This is a genomic window from Nocardioides panacis, from assembly GCF_019039255.1.
Classification (GTDB): Bacteria; Actinomycetota; Actinomycetes; order Propionibacteriales; family Nocardioidaceae; genus Nocardioides_B; species Nocardioides_B panacis.
Window position 1 is genome coordinate 1,086,782 of the sequence record NZ_CP077062.1, and the last position, 25,530, is coordinate 1,112,311.

Annotated in this window: 11 protein-coding genes and 1 pseudogene; all 12 read left to right on the plus strand. The window is 64.3% G+C overall.

Translation table 11 applies throughout. The features are described from left to right. Positions 1-137: 137 nt before the first annotated feature. The 12 genes and pseudogenes from KRR39_RS05400 (at position 138) to KRR39_RS05455 (ending at position 25,523) form a co-directional block, all read left to right on the plus strand. Positions 138-3,026 (plus strand): vitamin B12-dependent ribonucleotide reductase, encoded by a 2,889-nt coding sequence (locus tag KRR39_RS05400; protein WP_216942422.1) that lies wholly within the window; start codon positions 138-140, stop codon positions 3,024-3,026. Between the two features lie 880 nt (positions 3,027-3,906). Then, a complete protein-coding gene (locus KRR39_RS05405) occupies positions 3,907-4,395 on the plus strand; it encodes a hypothetical protein (protein ID WP_216941073.1) in 489 nt (162 codons plus the stop codon). Between the two features lie 100 nt (positions 4,396-4,495). Further along, entirely contained in the window at positions 4,496-7,702 is a 3,207-nt protein-coding gene (drmD, locus tag KRR39_RS05410; RefSeq protein ID WP_216941074.1) for a DISARM system SNF2-like helicase DrmD, read from the plus strand. After that, a complete protein-coding gene (locus KRR39_RS05415; RefSeq protein ID WP_216941075.1) occupies positions 7,699-11,715 on the plus strand; it encodes an Eco57I restriction-modification methylase domain-containing protein in 4,017 nt (1,338 codons plus the stop codon). The genes drmD and KRR39_RS05415 overlap by 4 nt, the downstream gene beginning before the upstream one ends. Continuing rightward, complete coding sequence (gene drmA / locus KRR39_RS05420; RefSeq protein ID WP_216941076.1) at positions 11,715-15,377, plus strand: DISARM system helicase DrmA; 3,663 nt, start codon at positions 11,715-11,717, stop codon at positions 15,375-15,377. The genes KRR39_RS05415 and drmA overlap by 1 nt, the downstream gene beginning before the upstream one ends. Before the next feature lie 228 nt (positions 15,378-15,605). After that, a pseudogene (gene drmB / locus KRR39_RS05425) lies at positions 15,606-16,817 on the plus strand (DrmB family protein); the annotation flags it as partial. A 64-nt stretch (positions 16,818-16,881) separates the two neighbouring features. Then, complete coding sequence (locus tag KRR39_RS24380; RefSeq protein ID WP_254185530.1) at positions 16,882-17,460, plus strand: DUF1998 domain-containing protein; 579 nt, start codon at positions 16,882-16,884, stop codon at positions 17,458-17,460. 27 nt (positions 17,461-17,487) lie between these two features. Then, positions 17,488-18,186, plus strand: a complete 699-nt coding sequence (gene drmC / locus KRR39_RS05435) for a DISARM system phospholipase D-like protein DrmC (RefSeq protein WP_302053578.1) — start codon at positions 17,488-17,490, stop codon at positions 18,184-18,186. 84 nt (positions 18,187-18,270) lie between these two features. Then, positions 18,271-19,395: a DNA cytosine methyltransferase gene (locus KRR39_RS05440; protein ID WP_216941078.1), complete on the plus strand. Its 1,125-nt coding sequence runs from the start codon at positions 18,271-18,273 to the stop codon at positions 19,393-19,395. 4 nt (positions 19,396-19,399) lie between these two features. Then, positions 19,400-19,801, plus strand: coding sequence for a very short patch repair endonuclease (locus KRR39_RS05445; protein WP_216941079.1), 402 nt, complete (start codon positions 19,400-19,402; stop codon positions 19,799-19,801). Between the two features lie 419 nt (positions 19,802-20,220). Further along, positions 20,221-22,011 carry a DUF262 domain-containing protein gene (locus tag KRR39_RS05450; protein WP_216941080.1) on the plus strand — a complete coding sequence of 597 codons (1,791 nt, stop codon included), beginning with the start codon at positions 20,221-20,223 and terminating at the stop codon, positions 22,009-22,011. Positions 22,012-22,271: 260 nt separating this feature from the next. After that, positions 22,272-25,523 (plus strand): DEAD/DEAH box helicase, encoded by a 3,252-nt coding sequence (locus tag KRR39_RS05455; protein WP_216941081.1) that lies wholly within the window; start codon positions 22,272-22,274, stop codon positions 25,521-25,523. Positions 25,524-25,530: the final 7 nt, after the last annotated feature.

A 25,530-nucleotide genomic window follows, 5' to 3' on the forward strand; every position in this document is an offset into this window, starting at 1 on the left:
GGGAAGCTGCGCTCCGGGCACACCACGCGGCCGCTGTCACAGCGGCCTGTCGCAGCAGCACACACAGCACACGCAGCACCGGCACGAACAGCCAGACGAAGACACCGATGAGCAGACTCACCAGACTGGAGCAGGGGATGACGGAGACGGTCAGCGGCGCAGCACAGGTTGCGCGCCAGCGAGGCAGAGGCAAGGGCCTCAAGGTCGAGCGGGTGTTCAGCACCGAGGGTGTGCACCCCTACGACGAGATCAGCTGGGAGCGTCGCGACGTCGTCCAGACCAACTGGAAGACCGGCGACACGGTCTTCGAGCAGCGCGGCGTCGAGTTCCCCGACTTCTGGTCGGTCAACGCCTCCACGATCGTCACCACGAAGTACTTCCGCGGAGCGGTCGGCAGCGACGTACGCGAGTGGAGCCTCAAGCAGCTCGTCGACCGGGTCGTGAAGACCTACCGCAAGGGCGGCGAGGACAACGGCTACTTCGCCAGCCCCGCCGACGCGGAGCTGTTCGAGCACGAGCTCACCTGGCTGCTGGTCAACCAGTACTTCTCCTTCAACTCGCCGGTCTGGTTCAACGTGGGCACGCCCAGCCCGCAGCAGGTGTCGGCGTGCTTCATCCTCGCCGTCGACGACTCGATGGACTCGATCCTCAACTGGTACAAGGAAGAGGGCTTCATCTTCAAGGGCGGCTCCGGCGCCGGCCTGAACCTCTCCCGCATCCGCTCGTCCAAGGAGCTGCTCTCCTCCGGCGGTACGGCGTCCGGCCCGGTGTCCTTCATGCGCGGCGCCGACGCGTCCGCGGGCACCATCAAGTCCGGTGGCGCGACCCGTCGTGCCGCGAAGATGGTCGTCCTCGACGTCGACCACCCGGACATCGAGGAGTTCGTGATGACCAAGGCGCGCGAGGAGGACAAGATCCGCGCGCTGCGCGACGCCGGGTTCGACATGGACCTCGGCGGCGCCGACATCACCTCCGTGCAGTACCAGAACGCCAACAACTCGGTCCGCGTCTCCGACGAGTTCATGCGCGCCGTCGAGGAGGGCACGAAGTTCGGCCTGCGCGCCCGCAAGGACAACGCGGTCATCGAGGAGGTCGACGCCCGCGAGCTGTTCCGCAAGATCGCGGTGGCCGCCTGGGAGTGCGCCGACCCGGGCCTGCAGTACGACGACACGATCAACGACTGGCACACCAATCCCGAGACCGGCCGGATCACCGCGTCCAACCCGTGCTCGGAGTACATGTCGCTGGACAACTCCTCGTGCAACCTGGCGTCGCTGAACCTGCTGAAGTTCCTCAAGGACGACGACACGTTCGACGCCCCGCTGTTCGCCAAGGCCGTCGAGTTCATCATCACCGCGATGGACATCTCCATCTGCTTCGCGGACTTCCCGACCGAGTCGATCGGCGACACCACCCGCGACTACCGCCAGCTCGGCATCGGCTACGCCAACCTCGGCGCGCTGCTGATGGCGATGGGCCTCGGCTACGACTCCGACGGCGGCCGCGCGATGGCCGGTGCGATCACCTCGCTGATGACCGGCCAGTCCTACAAGCGCTCCGCGGAGCTCGCCGGCGTCGTCGGCCCCTACAACGGCTACGCCCGCAACGCGGACGCCCACAAGCGCGTGATGCGCAAGCACCAGGCCGCCAACGACGCGATCCGCTCGGTGCACAGCCACGACCGCGACGTACACGCCCTGGCGACCAAGGCCTGGGACTCCGTCATCAAGACCGGTGAGAAGAACGGCTTCCGCAACGCGCAGGCCTCGGTGCTCGCGCCGACCGGCACCATCGGCTTCATGATGGACTGCGACACCACCGGCATCGAGCCGGACTTCTCGCTGGTGAAGTTCAAGAAGCTCGTCGGCGGCGGCTCGATGCAGATCGTCAACCAGACGATCCCGCGTGCGCTGAAGAAGCTCGGCTACCAGGAGGAGCAGATCGAGGCGATCGTCGAGTACATCGGCGACAAGGGCCACGTCATCGACGCCCCCGGCCTCAAGCTCGAGCACTACGAGGTCTTCGACACCGCGATGGGCGCCCGCGCGCTCGCCCCGATGGGCCACGTCCGGATGATGGCGGCCGCGCAGCCGTTCCTGTCCGGCGCGATCAGCAAGACCGTGAACCTGCCGGAGTCGGCGTCGGTCGAGGAGATCGAGGACGTCTACATGCAGTCCTGGAAGCTGGGCCTCAAGGCCACGGCGATCTACCGCGACAACTGCAAGGTCGGCCAGCCGCTGTCCGACGGTGGCAGCACCGCCAAGCAGGGTGTCGCCGACAAGGCGTCCGCAGCCGCGGCCGCCGCCGAGGTCAAGACGGTCGTCGTCGAGCGCCCGGTCCGCAAGCGCCTGCCGAAGTCGCGCCCGTCGCGCACCACGTCGTTCACCGTCGGTGGCGCCGAGGGCTACATGACGGCCGGCTCCTACCCCGACGACGGCCTGGGCGAGGTCTTCCTCAAGCTCGGCAAGCAGGGCTCGACCCTGGCCGGCGTGATGGACGCCTTCTCGATGGCGATCAGCATCAGCCTCCAGTACGGCGTTCCCCTCGAGACCTACGTCTCGAAGTTCACCAACATGAAGTTCGAGCCGGCCGGTCTCACCGACGACCCGGACGTGCGGATGAGCCAGTCGATCATGGACTACATCTTCCGCCGCCTGGCACTCGACTACCTGCCGTTCGAGAAGCGCTCCGCGATGGGCATCTACACCGCCGACGAGCGTCAGCGTCAGCTGGAGACGGGCTCCTACGAGGCCGCCGCCGAGGAGCTGCCCGAGGCCGAGTCCCTGATCGGCACGACCAACGACGGTCCCGCCGAGGGTGCGATCGCCCCGGCGAAGCCGGTCTCGGTCGAGTCAGCGTCGGTGCACGAGGCGCCGAAGGGCGTGCACACCTCCGCGGAGCTGATGGAGGCGATCACCGGTACGGCGGTCGACAGCCCGCTGTGCTTCACGTGTGGGACCAAGATGCGGCCGGCGGGTAGCTGCTACGTCTGCGAAGGGTGCGGGAGCACCAGCGGCTGCAGCTGATCGAAGGGACGTGTGTTCGGCCGGCTCTCCGATTGGGGAGTCGGCCGAACTCACGCAAGAGCGGGGGCAACATGCTGGAACGGATCGCATCAGTCGCAACGGCGTTGGGCATCTTTGTAGCGCTCTATCAGTTGTGGCTCGCAAGAAGACAGGCCAGGTCGGGCTTCGAACAAGAGTTCGTCAACCGCTATTGGGTCATCGAGGACGACCGCCTTCGAGAGGGAGCCGCACGGTTCGAGGTCAACCTGCAGCGCTATCTCAGGTTGTGCGAGGACGAATTCGAGCTCATGAGGCTCGGACGGCTTTCCTGGGGCACTTGGGAGATCTGGCACGACGGGATCAGAGCGAGTCGCCCCTCGGCATTACGTCAGGGGCAGTCGGTGTCTGACCAGTTCGAGTGGCTCACTCGATGCTGGAGCAACGAAGATCATCCGGGCTTCCAATGTTCGACTTTGTTCGTTCCCGACACTGCGAATCCGTACGCGCGATTCAGGTCGAGACGCTCTATCTCGAGGCAGTGGATCGCCCTGGCGATATCAAGCCGCGCTCGCAAGGCTGTGAAGCAGCCACTGTCTTGACGGACGCTGAGCCGGAGCCGACTCCCGGGATCGAGTTGGTGGGATGAGTGTGCCCCGGACTCTGTAGCACCAACGACCTAGCCCAAGTGGACCTGGAGCCGGCCTTGTCAGACTTTCGAACGAACGCACAGACTTTGCATGAGGTGGTCCTGAGCCTCCTGACCGTAGACGGTCGATTCCGCACTTGTCGCAACGGCAATTCGAGCGGTTGGAGCACCAGCCACGGCGACTTCCTCCGCGACTGTCTGTCTCAATGTGGCGAGCTGCCAGCGAAGTCAGCCGACCGTTCTGCGATGCGCAGAGTGAAGTTCCTGCTCGACGCAGGCAACGGTCTTCTGTATGCGCCAACACCTGTCGACGTCGAGCGTGGCGACCTGATCGACTTCGTGCCCGTCCCAGTGCTCCGGGATGACTCGGAGGAGCCGCCCTGGGAGGACTGGTACCGCGTCGATCAACTCTTGTCCGACGTGATCCGGGCGGGGCGGTCCAGACATGAGCACGTCATGCTGTCGACTGAGCCGGCCTCGGAGTTCGAGGCGAGGTGCCTCATGGGCAGATCTACCAGCAGCGGCGACCGGATCTTCCTCCACGGCCGACACCTGCCGCCGAACGATGGCGTTCAGGGGCACGACGTCTGGCAGTCGGCCGCTCGGCGTGGGGACGAGTATGTGTTGGAGGCACCACTGACGGACGAGATGATGGGTGCGGCCGGGAGACTTTTGACGATCGCCCTGCGTGCTCAGGGTCTCTCGCCACTGGATGCCTTCCTCACATACCTGAGATCCGGCTAGTTGCGGCCCACGCGACGCACCCGCAGTCGCTCCTGTGGAATTCCATCTAGATCCAGCGGTTTGCAGGGAAGTGTCCGCAGCGACGGCTATGGTCAGCGGAATGAACGGGGTCGAACACATCAGAGATGCCGAAACCACACCGGGGACGTTGCCGGAAGTCGGGCAGATCGCAGTGGTCAGAGGCGCCAACTGGTCGGTCACCGACGTCCAGCCGCAGGGCCTGCCCCGGAGTGGCGCCGACGACGCGGTAGTAGGGCTGCAACACGCGGTGACGCTGCAGTCCCTCGAGGAGGATCGCCTGGGTCAGGAGGTCCGGGTCATCTGGGAGCTCGAGGTCGGTCGCTCACTTCGGCCGGACCTGGGGCTCCCTGCTCAGATCGAGGCCAAGGGCTTCGATGATCCAACGCGACTCGCGGCGTTCGTCGATGCCCTTCGCTGGGGCGCCATCACCTCCGCCGACTCCCAAGTGGTCCAAGCACCGTTCCGCAGTGGCGCGAACGTCGAGGCCTACCAGTTGGAGCCTCTGCGTCGCGCTCTTCGCGAGACGCGTGCCAACCTGCTCCTCGCCGACGACGTCGGCCTCGGCAAGACCATCGAGGCCGGGCTCGTCGTGCAGGAACTCTTCCTCCGGCACCGTGCCCGCACCGCGATCATCGTCTGCCCGGCTGGCCTGTGCCTGAAGTGGCAGGACGAGATGATCGAGAAGTTCGGTCTCGACTTCACGATCATCAACTCCGAGACCATGCGTGACGTACGGCGCAGCCACGGGCTGCACGCGAACCCTTTCACGCTGTTCCCACGGATCATCGTGTCCATGTCTTGGCTACCCGGTCAGCGAGCCCAGCGCCTGCTACGCGACGTTTACCACCAAGTCGCGACCCGGTCGAGCACGTCGAAAGCGGCCTACGACATCCTCATCGTCGACGAGGCGCACCACGTCGCACCGTCCAGCCCGCAGCGCACTGACAAACTCGGCGTCACCCGCCGTGGATACGCGGTGGATTCGAAACGGACCCTGGCAGTGCGCGAGCTCGCCGAACACAGCGAACACCGGCTCTTCCTCAGTGCCACGCCCCACAACGGGTACGTCGAGTCCTTCACCGCCCTACTCGAGATGATCGACCCGCAGCGGTTCGTCCGCGGCTCGACGATCGACCGGTCCGCGCTGCGGGAGGTCGCGGTCCGCCGACTTAAGCGCGACCTCAAGGAGTCCAAGGGCTTCATGGAACGCGTGGTCTTGCCACTGCCTTTCGATCCCTCCCCCAGTGAGGAAGAGGCATACGAACGGCTCATCGCCTTCACCAAGCGACGCGACAAGGCCGTGGCCAGCGACTCGGGTTCAGCCAAGCAGGCTCGGGACCTGGCCACGCTCCTGCTCAAGAAACGCTTCTTCTCCTCCCCTGTCGCGTTCGGCAGGACCGTCGGGGTCTACCTGGAGACCCGGACCAAGGGGTCGGTGGTCGACTTCGAGGGTGAGTACGACGAGATCCTCGGCATCGACGCCGACGATCTCGAGGAAGGGCTCGTCGACCAGGCCGAGATGCTGAGCCTCGAGCGCAGCAAGCGCGCCCTCCCGGACCTCACCGCCGAGGACATCGCAGACCTCGAATGGCTGCGGGAATGGGGCATCGGGTACGACGGCGCGGTCGACTCCCGGCTGGAGGCACTGCTGGACCACGTGGACGGAGTCCTTCGCGCCGACGGCCAGTGGCTGAACGAACGGATCGTGATCTTCACCGAGTACGTCGACACTCTGTACTGGATTCGCGACAATCTCCTGCAACGTGGGTACGAGGCCGAACGGATCGCGATCATCGACGGTTCCACCGATGCCGAGACCCGCGAGATCACCCGTGCCGAGTTCAACGAATCGCCCCGCAAGACGCCCGTACGGATCCTGCTGGCCACCGACGCAGCGGGCGAAGGTATTGACCTGCAGGCGCACTGCCACCGTCTGTTCAACTACGACATCCCGTTCAACCCCAACCGGCTCGAGCAACGGATCGGGCGCGTCGACCGCTACGGCCAGGAGCATTCACCCGACATCCGCCACTTTCAACCCGTCGGTGGCACCTCGGGACTCGCCGCCGACGTGGACTTCCTCGCTCGGGTGGCCGTGAAGATCGCCAAGGTCGAGCTGGACTTGGGCTCGGCCAATGAGATCATCGCCCCCGACATCCAGCGTCAGCTCGCCGGAAGCACGCTGCAGACGGCGTCCAGCGACCAGATCCGCAAGGGTGACCAGGCAGTCAACGAGATGCTGCACGGCGAGCGGGAGCTGAACGCCGAGCTGACTGCGCTCGAGACGCAGCTAGACAGTGACCGCGAGAGCCTGCACCTGCGACCGATGAACCTCCAACGCGTCGTCGAGACGGCCCTCGACCTCGACCTGCAGCCCGCGTTGATCTCCGTGGGGTCGGAGGCAACCGACGCGCCGGTGTTCGAACTCCCGACCCTCGCTCGCTCCTGGGAGCCTGTGACGCGCGGTCTCGCCAGTCGTCTGCAGCCGGACCGACTGCGACCGATCACCTTCGACCAGGCGGCCGCTCGCGACGACACGGGCCTGGTCTACACCCACCTGGGCCACCCGCTGTTGCAGCGCTCGACCAGGTTGTTGCGGTCCGCGTTGTGGGGTGGGGAGACGGATCTTCACCGGGTCAGCGCTGTCGTGGTGCCGGGCCTCGAGGAGTCCTTCGCTGCCGCCGTCGCTCGGCTTGTGCTGGTGGGTCGCGGTGGCCTCCGGCTCCACGAAGAGGTCTTCTTGGCCGGCACCCGACTGGGTCGACGACAGGCCATGGGAGTCGAGCGCGCCGAGGAGCTCCTGGAGCGCGCCCTGGACGGTGACCGCCTCGTGCCTGTCTCCAAAGACCTACGCGGAGCGCTCGTGAACGCCTGGAACGCCGACGACGAGACCGGTGTCCGCGCGCGGGTGCAGGCCGCGATCAGCAGCCGTGTCGAGCGCCGGACCGCCGAGGTGCAGCAACAGTTGGGTGCCCGGTGCAACGCTGACCTGGCCCGGGTGGATGCCATCTTCGAGCGGTTCGAAGGGACTCTGCGCGAGTCGCTCGCCGAGGGGGAAGCCCGGATGGGTGAGGCCGAGGGCATGCTCTTCGATGTCGAACAGCGACAGTCCGAGCGCGACCTGCGCCAGATGCATCGGCGCTTGGACGACCTGGACGACGAGCGGAAGCGCGAGATGGAGGCGGTGGGGAAGCGCTACGCCGATGTCAAGGCGTGGCCGTTCCCGGCCGCCGTGTTGTTCGCGATCAGTGAGGCCGACGCGGCGCGAGGAGTGGTGATCCGATGATGATCCGTCGACGCGCGACCGGAGCGCTACACCAGGACTGGCTCGCCCAGGTGGAGACCGACGGGCCGTTCCTGTCCCTGCCGGTGTTGAAGGACATCTGGCCCAACGGGATGGACCGGCTCGGGGACACCGACGACCGACTGGTCGCCTTCAAGGAGGGGTACACCGAGTTCGAACGTGGCTACGACCGCCAGCAGTACGACGCTGCCGGCGAGTACGGCGAGGTTGCCCAGACCTGGATCGAGCGCGTACTGGACGGTCTCGCCGAGTGGAGCGGACTCCGTGTCGATGGCGGCGGGCTTCCAGCCGACTTTGTGGTCAGCTCCCCAGGGGAGGCGATCACGCTCCGCCCGGACGGTGCCCTGCGAAACCGATCCGACGAAGGTGGCTACGCCTGTCTGCTGCGCCGGGTTGCGCCGGTCGACAGCCTGCACGACCCGGGCGTGGACGGTTGGGCGGCTAGCGAGATCGACCGAATGGCAGCCCTGCTGCGCGTCAGCGGTGTCCCGATCGGGATCGTCACGGACGGCCGCTGGTGGGGTCTCGTCTGGGCCGGAGACGGCACGACCGTGGGGTCGGGCATCGTGGACGCCCTCACCTGGCGTGAGGAGCGTGAGCTCCGGGACGCGTTCCTCACCTTGATCGACGCTCCCACCCTGCGTGCGAAGAACCCCGAGCGGCGACTCTCTCGCCTCTTCGAGCGCAGCGTCCTCGAGGCGGAGGAGATCACCGAGGCACTCGGCGTCCAGGTTCGCAAGTCCGTGGAGCTGCTCGTCCAGTCGTTTTCCGAGGCCCGACTGAGCGCTGGTTCCCGGGGACACGAAGACCCCCTGTGCGACGACACCGACGAGATCTACCAGGCCGCTGTCACGTTGATGATGCGGGTGGTCTTCCTGCTCTTCGCCGAGGAGCGCGGAATGCTCCCCACGCCGGAGCTCTACCGCTCCGCATACGGGATCACCGACCTGCTCGATGACCTCCAGATCCGCGCCGAGCATGAGGGTGAAGAGAACCTCGACCACACCTCAGACGTCTGGCACCGACTGCTCGCCGTCAGCGGGGCACTCTTCGGAGGATCCAACTTCGACGAAGCGCGCCTGCCTGCCTACGGCGGCTCGCTCTTCGACCCCTCCCGCTACCCGTGGCTGAGCAGGACCCGAGCCGACGGAGGACTGCGACTTCGAGTCTCGGACCGGGTGATGCTGCACGTCCTCGAGTCGGTGCAGGTGGCCCGCGTCGGCGGTCAGGCCCGCCGGATCTCCTTCCGAGACGTCGACGTCGAACAGATCGGCTACATCTACGAAGGCCTCCTCGGCTACACCTGCCGCGCAGTCACCGAGGAGGCGGTCCTCGGTCTGCACGGCAAGGAAGGTGAGGAGCCGGAGATCGACCTCGCCACCCTCACCGATCTCGGCGAGGAAGCGGCGGATGGCAAGGACTTCGCGACCCGACTGATCGCCTGGGTGAAAGAGTCGCAGCCCGGCGCGAAGGCGGTCACCGTCGCGAAGCTGACCAAGCAGTACGACGCTGCGGTCGACGAGCGGGAGATGCAGCGACTGTTCCGACCAGTTGTCGCAGGCGACGCGACCCTTCTCGAGAATCTCGTGTATTGGTCGAACCTGATCCGGCAGGATCTGCGTGGCCTCCCGTACGTCGTCCCTCTTGGCGGCCTCGTGGTGACCGAGACCGCGTCTCGCAAAAATGCCGGCGCGCACTACACGCCACGATCTCTGGCCGAAGAGGTCGTCCTGCACGCATTGCAGCCACTGGTGTACGAGCCTGGCCCGCTCCAGACGAACGACGAGAACGCCTGGCGCCTCAAGTCCAGCTCCGCGATCCTCGACCTCAAGGTCGCCGACATCGCCGCCGGGTCGGGTGCCTTCCTCGTCGCCGCGGCGCGCTACCTCGCCGACCGCCTTGTCGAAGCTTGGATCGATGAGCGCATTGCCGACGCCGAAGGGGTGGAGGCAGGTCACCTGCGCAACCGCGCGATTCGCGAGGTGATCGCGCATTGCCTGTACGGCGCGGACATCAATGGCATGGCCGTGGAGATGTGCAAGCTCTCCCTCTGGCTGGTTTCCCTCGACCCGTCGAAGCCCTTCTCGTTCGTCGACGACAAGGTCTTCCGCGGCAACTCGCTGCTCGGTGTCACCACCCTCGACCAACTGCGGTCCCTGCACATTGCGCCGGAGACCAAGAAGTCGAAAGACGTCAACGCCTTCGTGGACGTCGACGCGGTGCTGGCCGAGGCCACCCGCATTCGGCACTCGTTGACGAGTACCGTCGACGACGACGACCCGCAGCGCTCCCGCAACGGCAAGCGCAGACTGCTGGAACAGTCCCAGCGAGTCACCGCACAGCTGCGGGTGATCGCTGACGGCATCATCGCTGCTGGACTGAGGCTTGGCGGTAAGCCGGGCCATGCATTAGACGACGCGTACACCGTTCTCGAAGGTGCGCTGATGGACGCGTTCCCGGTCGACGGCTCAGCCGGTGACCGGACGAAGCTGAACCGGATCCTGGAGGTAGGACTCACGCCCACCGTCGAGACGGACTACGACCGTTGGGAGCCGCTGCACTGGATCATCGAGGCTCCGGACGTGATGGTCGAACACGGCGGATTCGATGCGGTCATTGGCAACCCGCCGTTCCTTGGTGACAAGAAGCTCAAGGGAGCCCTGGGCGATGAGGTTCGTGAGTTCCTTGTCCAGCACGTGGCGTCGAACGTCCGTGGGGGTGCCGATTTAGTCGCCTACTTCTTCCTTCGTGCATTCGGCTTGGTTCAGTCTCGGTCGGGGTCGCTGGGTCTCATCGCGACAAGCACGATCGCCCAGGGCGATACGCGAACCGTGAGTCTGGGGCAACTCGTGAACTCGGGGTTCACCATCATGAGATCTATCCAAAGCCAGGAATGGCCGACCAAGAATGCGTCCTTGGAGTACGCCGCCGTCTGGGGAACGAGATATCCACTTGCGAATGGCGTGCTTCTCAGCGCGGATGGGGTGGAATGCGCGGCCATATCAACGCTCCTCGAACCAGACGACGGCTTGTCGGCTGACCCCGTTAGGTTGGCTGAAAACGGGCGTGGGGCATTCATTGGATCCTATGTTCTTGGGAAGGGATTTGTGCTATCCAAAGCGGAAGCGGGTGAGTTGCTTGACCGCGACGATCTGAATGCACGGGTGATCTTTCCCTACTTGAATGGCGATGATTTGAATTCTCGACCCGATGCGTCGCCAAGTCGTTGGGTCATCAATTTTTTCGATTGGCCACTGGAGGAAGCTTCAAGATTCGTTGACCCCATGCTTCGGATCGAAAAGCTGGTTAGACCCGAACGTCAGAAGCTGAATCGCAAGGCAAACCGCGAGCGCTGGTGGCGTTACGGGGAGACGCGCCCAGGACTCTATCGAGCGATATCGAACAAAGACCACGTACTCGCAATAACGCGACATTCGTACCCCGTGATGCCGCTGCGGGTCTCGACAGCAGCGGTGTTTAGCGACGCGCTTGTGGTCTTCGATCTTGAAGCTTTCGCTGACCTCGCCGTGCTGTCGTCAAGCTTGCATTTGAACTGGTCGATCAAGTACGGCTCGGCGTTGGGCTTGACTGTGAGGTATACGCCCTCAGACGTCTTTGAGACCTTCCCGCGGCCTTCTGCCACCCCCCGGATGGCAGAGGCGGGCGAGGCCCTAGACGTGGAACGTCGCCGCACGATGAACGCACGTCAACTGGGTCTTACGGATCTCTATAATCTGATCAACTCTCCAATCGTGACTCAAGACGAAGACGTAGTTCGTCTCCGAAAGATTCATGCAGAGATCGACGATGCTGTAGTCGAGGCCTACGGATGGAGCGATCTGATTCTTGAGCACGGGTTCCACGTCTACAGAAAAGTAGAGAGATTCACGGTAACGCCAGCGCTCCGGCTAGAGCTTCTCAAGCGCCTATTAGAGGAAAACGCTCGCCGGGCTCGCGGACCGGGGTCGGCCATCGATGACAGGGGATTGTTCTGATGGCAAGGCCTACTAGCACAGTCGTTCGCGGGGAACTGGTCGACCTGATCCGGACCGAGCTGCTCGGCCCCCGAAGTGGGGTTGACGAAGAGATACCTGGAACACCACGGTCCGCCTATGCGGTCGGGGCGCTTGCTCCGGTGACGATCGACCCGGCGCTCGCGCGACTCGACGTGAGTCATGAAGACGACTTCGACCCGGAAGCTGCGACGACAGGGATCAACGACGTCGATCCCGAGTCCCAACCGCAGCCCGGCGTACCGGTGCCGACCGACGAGTCGATCGGCAACTCCGACTCCGACGATGACGAAGACGAAGGGCCTAAGGGAGCATCGACGCACCCCTCGTCGATGGGCCTGCGGTTCCAGGTGCCCCTCAATGCGCCAACGCTGCGGGTGACCGCTTCCTGGGGACGCTACGAGACGTTCCCGAAAGTCAACGAGGAGACGGGCCGCAAGCGCACCTGGTCGCGTCGGATCCCAATGACCGTGGCCAAGGAACTCTCGATCGCCGGCACGAGCAAGCGCACCCAGGACACCATCGAGCTCGACAGCGACGTGAGTCTGCGCGTTGAGATCTTTCCGCGCGACGACCGATTCATCGTCGAACTCGCGCTGAGCAATGACCGCATCACCGGCGTCGACGCACCGCCCGGCGACTGGCTCTTCCAGACCGAGCTCGGCGTGGAAGCACTCGATGGGTCGACGTGCTTCTTGCCCAGCCGGGATGTGCTCGCCACGGGCTACGCGGAGTTCGACGCCGAGCGTCGGCGCCTCGATCTGCAGTACAAGCACAAGCTCGAGTACGCCGTCGGCCGCACGTGCTCGGCGACGTGGGGCGACGATCCCGAAGCGAGGAAGGCGCGCAGCGTCACGACCACCTGGCTGCCGCTGGCTGACGTACCGCAGACCGTCGCCGGCGATGCCGGTGACACGGTCACCTCGATGCGTCGCCTCGCCGAGATGGAGCCCGCTGACCTGCGGGTGGCACTCGGACCGTTGATCACCGGCTACACCGCGTGGCTCGAGAAGCAGGCGACCAAGGCCGCCAGACTGCCGACGCATCTGCAGGAGACCGCAACCGAGGCGATCGCCGAAGCCCGTGAGGCCGCCGGGCGATTGGAGACCGGTCTGGCTCTCCTGGAGAGTGACGCCGATGCGCGCACGGCCTTCCGGTTCATGAACCGGGCCATGCGTGATCAACGAATCCGCACCCAGGTTGCCGCAGCTCGGGCTGCCGCCGGCGACGTCAGCCTAGAAGGAGCACTCGCCGACGTCGACGCCAAGGGCGATGCAGCCGCGTCCTGGAGACCGTTCCAACTGGCCTTCATCCTCATGCAGCTGCCGGCCCTGGTCGACCCCGGCAACCCCCATCGCAGTGGCGACGCCTCCAAGGTCGAACTGCTCTTCTTCCCCACCGGTGGCGGCAAGACCGAGGCCTACCTGGGTCTCGCCGCGTTCACCTTCGCAATCCGCCGGCTACAAGGCAACGTCACCACCGACGATCGAGAGCTCGACGGTGGCGGCGGCGTCGCCGTGTTGATGCGTTACACGCTTCGCCTGCTCACCTCGCAGCAGTTCCAACGTGCCGCCGCGCTGGTGTGCGCCGCTGACCTGATCCGTCGCGAAGACGAAAACACCTGGGGCACGGAACCATTCCGGATCGGGCTGTGGGTCGGCAGCAGTGTCAGCCCCAAACGCTTCGCAGAGGCCCAAGCCCAGGTCCAGGCGGTCAAGTCGGATGACTCGGGCCGTGCGTACGGACTGACCGTGCTTCAGGTCAAGCGATGCCCGTGGTGCGGCTCGTTGATCGACCCCAAGCGCGACGTCGACGCCATCGCCACGACTCAGCGGATCCACGTGTACTGCGGGGACCGGTCCGGCGAATGCCCGTTCTCGCGCGAAGGTTCTGCCGTCGATGGACTCCCGATCCTGACCGTCGACGAGGAGATCTACCGGCACCCACCCACGTTCCTCCTGGCCACGGTCGACAAGTTCGCCCGGCTGGCGCGGGAAGGCGAGGCCGCCAGTCTCTTCGGGTATGTCGCTGAGCGCTGTCCGCGTCACGGATACCGGCACCCTGACGCCCGCGGGGACTCGTGCAAGGCGGGCAGTCACAATGTCTCCAGCAAGGGGGGGATCAGCTATCCGGCCGTGAAGGTTCATCCGGTGTCTCGGCTCCGCCCTCCTGACCTGATCATCCAAGACGAGCTGCACCTGATCACGGGAGCGCTCGGTACGGCAGTCGGGGTCTTCGAGAACGTCGTCGACACGCTGTGTTCCTGGCCAAGTCAAGGCCAGCTGTTCCAGCCGCTCGTCGTGGCCTCCACCGCGACGGTGCGCAATGCCGAAGATCAAGTGCGCAATCTCTACGGCCGCGGGGTCGACGTCTTCCCGCCGCCGGTGCTGGACGTCCGCAAGACGTACTTCTCCCGCGAGCTCGACGTGACGCCCGAGCAGCCTGGCCGCAAGTACCTCGGCATATGCGCGCACGGGATCAGGCTCACGCTCGCCGAGATCAGAATCTCCGAGGTGTTGCTACTTGCGGGTCAGAAGCTGCTCGACGACCACGGCGATGCGGCAGACCCGTTCATGACCACCGTTGCCTACTTCAGCGCCACTCGCGAGTTGGCAGGCATGCGGCGCTACCTCGACGACGACGTGACCACCCGTGTCTCCGGCAACACCGAGCCGTTCCCCAGGAGGACGACCGATTTCTCACGTCTGAAGATCGGCGAGCTGACCTCGCGGATCTCGTCGGAGGACATCGCCTCGACATTGGACAAGCTTGCGTTGGAGTTCGACTCCAGCCGGTGGAGCACCCGGGGTAAAGCCGCGTACGCGAAAGCGGTCCGTGAGGCCGCGGACAAGAAGAAGCCCCTGCCGGCGTATGGCGATCGCCCGTTCGACGTCGTACTCGCGACCTCGATGCTCCAGGTGGGTGTCGACGTGTCGCGGTTGGGTCTGATGCTGGTCGTCGGACAGCCGAAGAACACTGCTGAGTACATCCAGGCGTCGTCCCGCGTCGGTCGCGATCCCGCCAGGCCCGGGCTGGTGGTCTCCTTGGCGAACTGGGCGCGACCGCGGGACATGGCGCACTTCGAGCAGTTCCAGCACTACCACGAGAGTTTCTACGCCCAGGTCGAGGCGCTGAGCGTCACGCCCTACTCCGAAGCGGCGCTCGAGCGCGGGTTGACGGGCGTGCTGATCAGCGCCGCGCGGGTGATGGATGTCGGCGCCACAGACTCCCTGTCACCCGAGCCCGGAGCCGGGAGGATCTTGGCCGAGGCCCGACGGGTCGACCGGGTGATCGAGCTGCTCACGGATCGGGCGTCCCGGGCCGGATTGTCCACCGACACCCGCAAGCGGGTCGAGGACAAACTCATACAACGCAAGGACCGCTGGTTCGAGCGCGCCCACGAGGAGGCCGGCGGGTTGGTATACGAACGCTCGACCGATCCGAACCAAGTCACCAGGCCATTGCTGATGAGCCCGGAGAACCGCACGACCACGGCAAGCGAGAAGGTCTTCGTGGTGGCGAACTCCATGCGCGAAGTGCAGCCCGAGATCAATGTGCTGGTCAGCCCCAGTCCGGACCGGCTAGCCGCAAAGGAACCCGTGGACGCACCTGCGTGGACCTTCCCCGTCAAGGAGCAAACATGACCGCGGCCGAGTCCACCCTCGGGTTGGAACCGACAAATGAGCCACTGGCCACCGTGGCCGTGGACCTCGACCCGCTGGCCGATGTCGAGGGCAACCAGCCGAAGAATCGCGCCAAGGTAGGCGCGGTCCGCCCGTCGGCGCTGCTGTACACCCAGGGGATCGGCTCCACGGTGGACCTGCCGCACCTGTCGGTGATGCCGCACGGGCTCGACGACTGGGATCGGATCTATGCCCGCCGGCCCGGGGGGCGCCGCCACGATCGTGGAGCCTCGGCTGCTCGACGCCGTGCAGGTCCACCTCGGCGACTCCGTCCGCGAGCTGCGATCGCCGCCTTGGGCCTCTGCGGACATCGGCAAGCAGGACTCGTCTATCGACCTGGGTGTACCCGGGCGGATCTTCCCCCAGTGGTTGCGTTGCACGGGGTGTGGCCTGCTCGCGCAGGTGTCCGACGGAGCCAGCTTCGAATACCGCAACACCAACCCTTACCGTCCCGATCAGGCGGAGTTCGTGCATGTGAGGTGCTCAGGCTGGGCTGAAGGCGGCAAGACCAAGGGCAAGCCCCGACCACGGCCCGCCGTCCCGGCGCGCTACCTGATTGCATGCCCGAACGGTCACCTCGACGAGTTCCCGTACGTCGCGTGGGTGCATCGGGGTGGCTCGTGCCCGAAGGCTGCCAAACCGGCACTGCGGATGCGGGAGTGGAAGAGCAACATCGGTCCGGATGTGCAGATCATCTGTAAGGCGTGCGACGCCCAGCGGGGCATGCTTGAGGCCACCGGACGTGACGCGAAGGACAAGCTGCCGGGCTGCCGCGGACGTCACCCGCACCTGGATGCCTTCTTCAACTGCGACGAGCCAGGGCGATTGATGATGCTGGGCGCAGCCAACCAGTGGTTCTCGAACACGGTCGGTCTGTTGGCCCTTCCGCGCGAGGACGCAACGTCATCGACCGAGCTGGCACCGGCGATCAAAGCGCTGCCGTTGAAGGTGCTCGGGGCGGTGAACGGTCGCGAGGGCCTCGGGCTGTTCAAGATGATCGCGGAGGCGCATGGATTGAGCGGCCTCGAGGACGTGACGGACGACGTTCTCTGGCAGGCGTTCCAGATCGCCACCGGGGTCATTCCCGCTCCGACGGTCGAGAAGGACACAGCGGCTCGCCGAGACCCACGCGCGCTCTTGGCACCCGAGTGGGCGGTCCTCAGTGACCGGTCGAAATACACCAAGCACAGTGGTTCGGCGGACTTCAAGGCGGCCCCGCGCGATGTGGCCGAGGCACTGCGGGCTCGGGTGACCGCGGTGGTGGCGGTCGAGCGACTCAAGAAGGTCAACGCCTTCATCGGCTTCACCCGCATCGACGCCTTCGACCGGATCGACGACGCGTTCGATCGTGTCGCTCCGTTGACGCGGTCCGGGCGACCCCACTGGGTGCCCGCAACGGAGGATCGTGGCGAGGGGGGTGTTCCTCCAGTTCGACGAGCGGGTGGTTGCCGCGTGGGAAGCCGCTGTGCTGGAGCGGCCGGTCTGGGATCGCTACCGGCAAGCTCACAGGCTGAACTTCCTGCGTCGTACCAGCGCCACGGCGGCCGACATCGACCCGGACGAACGGTTCCCTGCTCCCCGTTACTGGGCCATCCACACGCTCGCCCACCTGCTCATCCGAGAGATGTCGATGTCGAGTGGCTACGGCTCGGCGAGTCTGAGCGAACGCATCTTCGCGTGGCCCGGCACTGACGACTCGGCACCCGCCGCCGGCTTGCTGATCACGACCACGGCGTCGGACAGCGAGGGCACGCTCGGGGGACTGGTGGAACTCGCGCGACCGGAGAAGCTGGAACGGGTGATGGTGAACGCGTTGCGACGGGGGGAACGGTGCTCGTCGGACCCCATCTGCTCGCATCGGGCTCCACGCGGCAAGGAAGATTTCCTCCATGGCGCTGCATGCCACTTCTGCCTGTTCGTCAGCGAGACCAGCTGCGAGCGCACCAACCGGTTCCTCGACCGTCGGATGGTGCTGGGCCTCTTCGTCGACGACGAGGTGTCCACTCCCGGCCTCCTGTCGCCGCTGATCGGAACGGCGGGGTGAGTACAGCGGGGGGAGCTGGGCTCGTTCCTGACGCGGGACGAGGCCAGACGTCTGGCCTCCGCATTCGCGATGGGCGACGGTCTCCTGCACAACGTCGTCAAGAGTGTCGACGGTACCCGTCGCGACCGGGCCAAGGAGCTGCTTGACTCCTTGTCCAGCGAGCTCGCAGGCAACCGTGACGCGTTGGTAGCGGTGTTACTCGCGCTGGGTGGTGTAGGGCAGTCGGCCCGTCCCGGCCTCGTCTGGACGTCACCTAGTCTTCCCGGAAACGAAGGGCACTGCACGCTGGCCGTCTCGGAGCTGATCAACGAGGCGGAGAACCATGTCTTCGCGGCCACGTTCACCGCGACGAAGGGGTCCAGCTACGTCGTTGCCCTCGGGCATGCCCTCGCGAAAGGTGTCAAAGTCACACTCATCCTCGACCGCGAACGACAGAAGGACTATCGCCGCAAGACCGGGTGGCGGGTGGACGCAGGCCTTCCTGGCGCGAGGATCTGGACGCTGAAGGAACCTGACCCAGGCGTGTACGCCGTCCAGCACGCGAAACTGGTGATGGTGGACGAGGTCGCGTGCCTCGTCACCAGCGCGAACTTCTCTGAGGCAGCCGCCGAGCGAAACCTGGAGTGCGGCGTCCTGGTGCGGGACCGCGGCATCGCGAAGTCGATCGGCTCTCATCTGGCCTCGTTGCGCGACCACGGACATCTCGTGGACTACCCGACCGGTTGATGACGGACAGCTTCGGTGCGCGATGATCGTGCCGTGATATCTCCCTCTTTTCCCCAGCCCCCCAGAGCGCCCCATGCTGGATCGGTGGTCGGTCTGTTCGCCGGCATAGGCGGACTGGAGTTGGGGCTCTCCCAAGCCGGTCATCACACCGAGTTGCTATGTGAGTTCTGGGGGCCTGCCGCGTCGACGCTTCGTCGTCGCTTTGCGGGCGTCGATGTCGTGGGAGACATCCGGGACATCGATTCTCTACCGGGTGTGGAGATCGTCACCGCCGGTTTTCCATGCACCGACCTCAGTCAGGTCGGTCGGACCCGGGGAATCGACGGAGCCGAGTCCGGCCTGGTGCGTGAGGTCTTCCGACTCATCGAGCAGACGCCACCGCGTTGGGTCGTGTTGGAGAACGTGCCGAACATGTTGACGCTCGCTGGTGGCAACGCCATCCGCTTCATCACCGAATGGTTCGATGACCACGGTTGGCACTGGGCCTACCGGACCGTGGACTCCCAGAACTTCGGCGTTGCTCAGCGTCGGCGGCGGGTCATCCTCGTCGCTTCGAAGAGCGATGATCCGCGTACCGTGTTGTTCGCCGACGAGGCGGGAACAGCACAGCGTTCTCCTGGGGGGACTTCGACGTACGGCTTCTATTGGACGGAGGGCAACCGGGGGCTCGGTTGGGCCGAAGGGATGGTGCCGACGCTGAAGGGGGGATCGAACATCGGGATTCCGTCCCCGCCGGCGGTTTGGGTGCCATCGGCGGAGCCGGGCACCCGCGTCGTCAGACCGTCGATCCGGTCTGGAGAACGGCTCCAAGGCTTCCCAGCCGGATGGACCGATCACGTCCTGAAGACGGGTCACCGTTGGAAGCTCGTCGGCAATGCAGTGTCTGTGCCAGTGGCGCGCTGGGTGGGGGACCGGCTCTCGAAACCGGGGGAGCCTGTCGAAGTGGGTCGGAGACCGCTCGCCTCGTTCGAAAAGTGGCCCGGTGCCGCTGCGTCCGTTCACGGATGCCGTGATGGTTGGGCGCTCTCGGAACGACCGTTGTCCGTTCGGCGATCGTCGTTGAGCCGAGTTCTCGAAGTGCACGGTGTCGAGCCACTCTCGAGAAACGCGACCAAGGGATTCGCGGACCGCTTGTCACGGAGTCGCCTCCGTGCCGGCGGCAAGCCGTTTCACGACGCCCTCTCCGAACACGTGTCGGCCATGAGCTGAACTCATGCCTGAGCCGCTCGACGAGGTCACCCGCTCCCGGATGCGCGCCCAAGGGCGGCGCGACACCAAGCCGGAGATTGCCATTCGTCGTGGTCTCCATGCGCTTGGATACCGCTTTCGCGTCGACTACCGGCCGGCGCCGGACTTGCGCTGCCGTGGGGACATCGTCTTCACGAAGCGGAGACTCGTATTGTTTGTTGACGGCTGCTTCTGGCATGGCTGTCCGGAGCACGCTACGTCGCCCAAGAACAACGCTGAGTGGTGGCGCGCCAAACTCGACGCGAACATGGCGCGCGACCGGCGGGCCGATGTAGCTCTCGAGGAGCGAGGGTGGACTGTGTTGCGCATTTGGGAGCACGTCCCGCCTTGCGATGCGATCAGCCTGGTGGTCGACGCACTGACCTGAAGTCTGCGATTGCCGCCGTTTGGTCGGCCTTCGATGACACGATGATGCCGGTGGTCCTCAACGCGGAGGTTCGGGCGGATGCTCCGCTGATAGCGCGTTCTGGTCGCCGTTGGTTCGGCGACTGTGCCGGAGGAATAGCCGATCAGCGGAAAAGGGTCGGAATCCGAGCGCGAATAGGAGGGCATGCCGTGCCCCACACGGGTTTCAAGCTTTGCATGAACGTGTGGAGGTGGAGCTAATCCGAGCCGTCAAGGTGCCCACGTGGCGAAGAGCGCACCTGTCACGGTTCTCCGGACCTGGGGACAATTCCACCTCGTCGACAATCCCGATCCCGCGTGGGTGCTGCGATTTCCTGCCCAGGAGTGAGGCCACGGCGCTACGAGACCTCACGTGAATCGTTCAATCTAAGGAGAATGCAAATGGCGTTTCAACCTCCCGTAACCGTCGAGCACGTCTTGAAGGCGATCCACAATCACGAGTACCTTCTGCCGGCGATCCAGCGAGAGTTCGTCTGGAACCCAGATCAGATACGTCGACTGATGGACAGCCTCATGCGGGGCTATCCGATCGGATCGTTCCTCCTGTGGAAGGTCGAGGCGCAAACGGGTGGTGACTACACGTTCTACGACTTCCTCACCCACTACCACGAACGAGACAACCCGTACGCGAGCAAAGCTACGGTCCCGGCAGGGCAGCCAACCACGGCTATTCTAGATGGACAGCAGCGACTCACGTCGTTGAATGTGGCCGTCTACGGAAGTCACGCTGAAAAGAAGAAGTACGCATGGTGGAACAGCCCAGACGCGTTCCCCAAGAAGCGCCTCTTCCTGAATCTTCTAGAAGATCCGAAGGACGAAGAACTTGGGTTCAGGTACGACTTGCGCTTCCTGACAGATGCCGAAGCGACTGCCAAACCGGGTGATCCTGACGGATGGTTCCGGGTCGGGGCGGTGCTTGAACTCGCAAACGCGGGACCGGCCATGCACAACGAACTGACGAACCGTGGCGTGATCAACGTCGAAGGGGCTTACCAGCGGCTCTACGACCTTCACGAAGCACTGCGTGTCAAGCAGCCGATCAACCATTACCTCGAAACCTCTCAGAACGCGGACAAGGTTCTGGAGATCTTCGTGCGCGTGAACAGTGGCGGAACGACTTTGTCCTACTCAGATTTGCTCTTGTCAATGGCCACCAATCAGTGGAAGCAGCTTGACGCGCGAGAGGAAGTTCGGGCGCTGGTGACCGAGCTGAACACCGGCGGCACACGCCAGTTCTCGTTCAGCAAGGATCTCGTCCTCAAAGCAGCCTTGATGATCGCTGGGGTAGACCTGAGATTCAGGGTCTCGAACTTCACACAGGCAAACATGGACAAAGTGGAGTCGGCGTGGCCGGACATCCAAAAGGCTTTGATCCGGGCGGCCTCCCTCATGCATCAGTTCGGTTTCTCCGAGCGCACCTTGACCGCGGACAGCGTCATCATTCCCCTCGCCTGCTATCTCCACCGTAGAAAAGTCGCCGATTCCTACCTGACTTCCGATGTCGACGCAGAAGATCGGCTCGAAGTGCAGCGTTGGATCACTCGATCTCTTGTCAAGCGAGGGATATGGGGGTCTGGACTCGACACGACCCTCACGAGGGTCAGGGACGTACTTGATCTGAAGGGAGAAACGGGCTTCCCTGTCGACGCAGTCGAGACCGTGATGGCAACCATCGGCAAGTCCCTCGCCTTCGAGGAGACAGAAATCGACGAACTTCTCACCTTGAAGTATGCAGGACAGCGCACGTTCGCGGCACTGTCGATTCTGTATCCAGGACTGGATTTCTCGAAGGAGTTCCACGAGGACCACGTGTACCCCAAATCTCGCTTCACGACCAAGCGCTTGCTGGAGGCGGGAGTGCCGGTAGGACAGGTCGAGCTCTATCGAGAGAGCTACAACCTGCTGCCCAATCTCCAGCTGCTTGGCGGAATACCAAACATGGAAAAGCGGGACAAGCTACCGAGCGACTGGGCGGAGACGTCCTTTCCGACGCACGCTCAGCGAGAGTCCTATTTGTTGGCGAACGACCTGCACGACGTGTCGTTGCAGATGACTTCCTTCCTTGAGTTCTTCGAGAAGCGGAAGGCGCGAATGCGCGTGCGACTGACGCAAGCGTTGGGCGTCCCGACCGGAGCAGACGCGTTGGTAGCGACCGCCGCACGCGTCCAGTGATCGGTCGGGAATCTGGCGCGATTGCCGGTGAGGGGCTCATCTCCACGTGCGCGCGGAGCACTCTTGGTCTGCGGTTGGGACCAGGTTCAGGCGGGCGGTGATGTCTGGTTTCGTGTCCGATGCGATTCAACACGCATAGTGTGACGGCATGCGTGACGGGGACGAAGACATCCATTACCGACCTCTCAGCGACGGACTGGGTTGGCTGAGCCCCCCTGAGGTCTGAGTCCTGCTTGGTTCTAGGGGCGCCATCGGAGGAAATGCTCGAGCAACTGCGATCGGTGGGTGCCGAGCTGCGAACCGCGCCAGACGACATCTGGGCCAAGGTGCTCCACGCTGGAACCTACGCGCTTCGTGCTGATGACGCATGGGTTGTGTTGATCGTTCGACAAGGGCTGCCTCCCGGACCCGCGGCATCCGTTCGGGAGCGCCATGCGGATCCGCCGCTCGGCACCGCGCTGCCGGCATTCCGAAGCCTCTGGCCAGGTGCCACACGCCATTCGGGCACCTGCAGCTTGGAGATCAATGACGTCGTGCGTGCGCTTGGCGACCGGCGCCTCGGCAGGGTCGAGAGAGTCGTCCTGCGCACGAGTGGTTACGAGGTTCACGTTCTCATGGAGGGGGTCATCCGCCAGTTCGGCGAATCGGCTCTAGAAAAGGTCGAGGGAAATCCTCTCGACCCGTCGTTCTGGGTACGGAGCCAACCGGCCACGTCTGAGGAGATTGCGTTCACTCTCACCTGGACCAAGCTGCGGCATCCCTTGACAGACACTTTGTATTCCTTCGCGTCCAGCAAGACCGTCTTTCGTCCGTATCAGTTCGTTCCAGTGCTGAAGTTGCTCTCCTCATCTACCGGTCGCCTGCTCATCGCCGACGAAGTGGGACTTGGAAAGACGATCGAAGCGGGACTCATCTGGAGCGAGCTCGAACAGCGAATGCATCTTGACAGGATCCTTGTCGTAGCGCCAGCGGCTCTCACGCTCAAGTGGAAGGCGGAGATGCAGCGGCGCTTCGACCGGAACCTTGACGTGCTCACGCCGGCCGACCTCCTCGACTTCGCCCGGGGGCTGCGAGATGGGCAGAATCCACGTCTTCAGGCTGTGATCTCGATGCAGGTTCTTCGAGGCGCCAAGGAGGCGCTCGAGATCCTCAATGAGGTCAATCCCCAATTTGACCTGGTCATCGTTGATGAGGCACACGCGATGCGCAATCGAGGAACAAGCACGCACCTTCTCGGGCAAATGCTGTCTGATTGGTCTGACTACCTGATCTTTCTCTCGGCTACTCCGCTGAACCTCGGCCGTGATGACCTCTTCAACTTGGTCAATCTTTTGTCGGAGGAAGAGTTTGGAGATCGGAACGTCTTCGGTAGCCAGCTGGAGCCGAATCAGGTTCTCAACGAGATGGCGCGCAACCTCGCCGCAGACGGGGGGAAATCCCCCTCCGAATTGCTCGCCTGTCTCGACTCGATTCGAGCGATGGAACTCGGAAGATCGGTGATGCAGCGGCCGGACTTCGCGGCGCTCCGAGAGCTGTTGAACACGAACGTGGCGCTCACATTCGCGGAGACTGCTCAGGCGAAGCGGCTGATTGCGGAACTGAACTCGCTGAGCAGCGTCTTCACGCGAACGCGAAAGGTGGATGTCCCGGACGCGAAGGCATTGCGACGGGCGATTCAGATCGATGTCCGGTGGTCAGACGAGGAGTACGCCTTCTATCGGCAGGTGCAGCGCGCCTACAAGGAGCGGGCTCTGGCCACGGGGATACCCCCAGGGTTCGCCATGCAGATGCCGTTGCGCCAGACCGCTTCCTGCATCCCCGCCATGCAGGCGCTGTTGCGAGAGAACCATCCCGAGTTGCTGACGAGCGAGGTTGACGACCTGGACGAGCAGGATGTGGATGAAGCTCCCGCCGTGTTCGACGGGCTGATGGATTCCATCGACCTGGGTCAGCCACTCGGGCGAGACTCCAAGTTCGAGGCGTTGAAGGACCGCATGATCCTCGCCCGCACGCGGGGCATGCGTCAGGTGATGATCTTTTCGTTCTTTCGCCGGACTCTCACGTATCTGGGGGAGCGCTTGTCTGCAGACTTTTCGGTCCGCGTGATGACGGGCCAGACAAAGATGTCAGAGCGTCAGAGGATCATGGAGGAATTTCGTGACGGCAAGTTCGAGGTGCTCCTACTGAGCCAAGTGGGCTCTGAGGGGTTGGACTTCGAGTTCTGCAACGTCCTGGTGAACTACGACCTGCCTTGGAACCCGATGCAAGTCGAACAGCGCATCGGTCGGCTGGATCGTTTCGGCCAGGAGCACGAGAAGATCTTCATCTTCAACATGCACGTGCCTGGAACGATCGAGTCGGACATCTTCGAGCGACTGTACGCGCGCATCGGCGTCTTCGAACAGTCGATCGGCGAACTAGAGCCGATCCTCCGTGACGACTTCGCGTCCATCACGCGCGACCTGCTCGATCCTCGGCTTACCCCCGAGGAACGTCAACAGATGGCCGAGCGGGTAGCGGTGGCGCTCGAAGCGCGAAAACAGGAGATCCAGCGACTCGGTGAGTCACATGGTCTCCTGTCATCGATCGACCAACTCAAGATCGATGGAATGACCGAAGCCGGCCCAAGCGACGGGCGATTCGTCGGACAGTCCGAGATACGGAGACTGATCGAACGCGTGCTTGGGCGTCTGGGCGGGCGACTGTCGCAGCCCGACTCCGAAGGTATTTGCAGTCTCGTAGGGTCGGTGACACTCGCTCAACGTCTTCGCGCAGGAGGTATCCCAGGGCGCGGGAGTATGTATCCGGTGTCGAAGTTTGCAGCACTGATGCGCGATGAAGAGGTCGTGAGGGTCACCTTTGTGACTGATGTTGCGAGCAAGCACAACGTGGAGCTTCTTTCCACTCGCCATCCACTGGTCATCTTGGCGTTGGACGAGTTCGGTGGTGAGTCGCTGAGTCTGAAACGGTACGGCGCCGTTGCGGTCCCCGGTGTCGCTCACGGGAAAAGGCTCATCGCTCGCGTCGACTTGGCCGAGTCCACGGGTCTCCGTCCACGCGTCGAACTTTGGGTGACTGCGGTCGACGCCGTGACCGGAAGGCCAGATGACGAAGCCGGCGTCAAGCTGCTGACCGCTCTGGCCGAGGGCACGTTGCGCGACGTCCAAGGAAGTACAACGCGCCCTTCGTTGATCCGTCTGGCGGAGGTCGACGCACTGAGCTTCGAGCGAAAGGCTGTCGTCGAGGCAGGCAGGCTTGCGGAGAACGTCGCGCTGGTCGACGCACGCATCGCCTCGCGTATGCGTTCCTTTGAACTCAAGATCATGCGCGTGGATAGGACATTGGAGGAGGTGCGTCGCGAGCGACGTGAGCCGTCCATCGTCCGACTCCACGAGGGCCGTCGTCGTAACCTTGCGAACGATGCCCGCTCCGTCGCGGACGAGCTGGCTCCGAAGAAGAATCTCAGCCTCTCGTTGACGCAGGTGGCCGTGTTGGTCCTCGAGGGGACGTGAGCCTCGG

Coding starts and splice junctions, on each gene's coding strand:
- KRR39_RS05455 (WP_216941081.1), top strand. CDS start 22,272: ATGCTCGAGCAACTGCGATCGGTGGGTGCCGAGCTGCGAACCGCGCCA.
- KRR39_RS05450 (WP_216941080.1), top strand. CDS start 20,221: ATGGCGTTTCAACCTCCCGTAACCGTCGAGCACGTCTTGAAGGCGATC.
- drmD (WP_216941074.1), top strand. CDS start 4,496: ATGAACGGGGTCGAACACATCAGAGATGCCGAAACCACACCGGGGACG.
- KRR39_RS05400 (WP_216942422.1), top strand. CDS start 138: ATGACGGAGACGGTCAGCGGCGCAGCACAGGTTGCGCGCCAGCGAGGC.
- KRR39_RS05445 (WP_216941079.1), top strand. CDS start 19,400: ATGCCTGAGCCGCTCGACGAGGTCACCCGCTCCCGGATGCGCGCCCAA.
- KRR39_RS05415 (WP_216941075.1), top strand. CDS start 7,699: ATGATGATCCGTCGACGCGCGACCGGAGCGCTACACCAGGACTGGCTC.
- drmA (WP_216941076.1), top strand. CDS start 11,715: ATGGCAAGGCCTACTAGCACAGTCGTTCGCGGGGAACTGGTCGACCTG.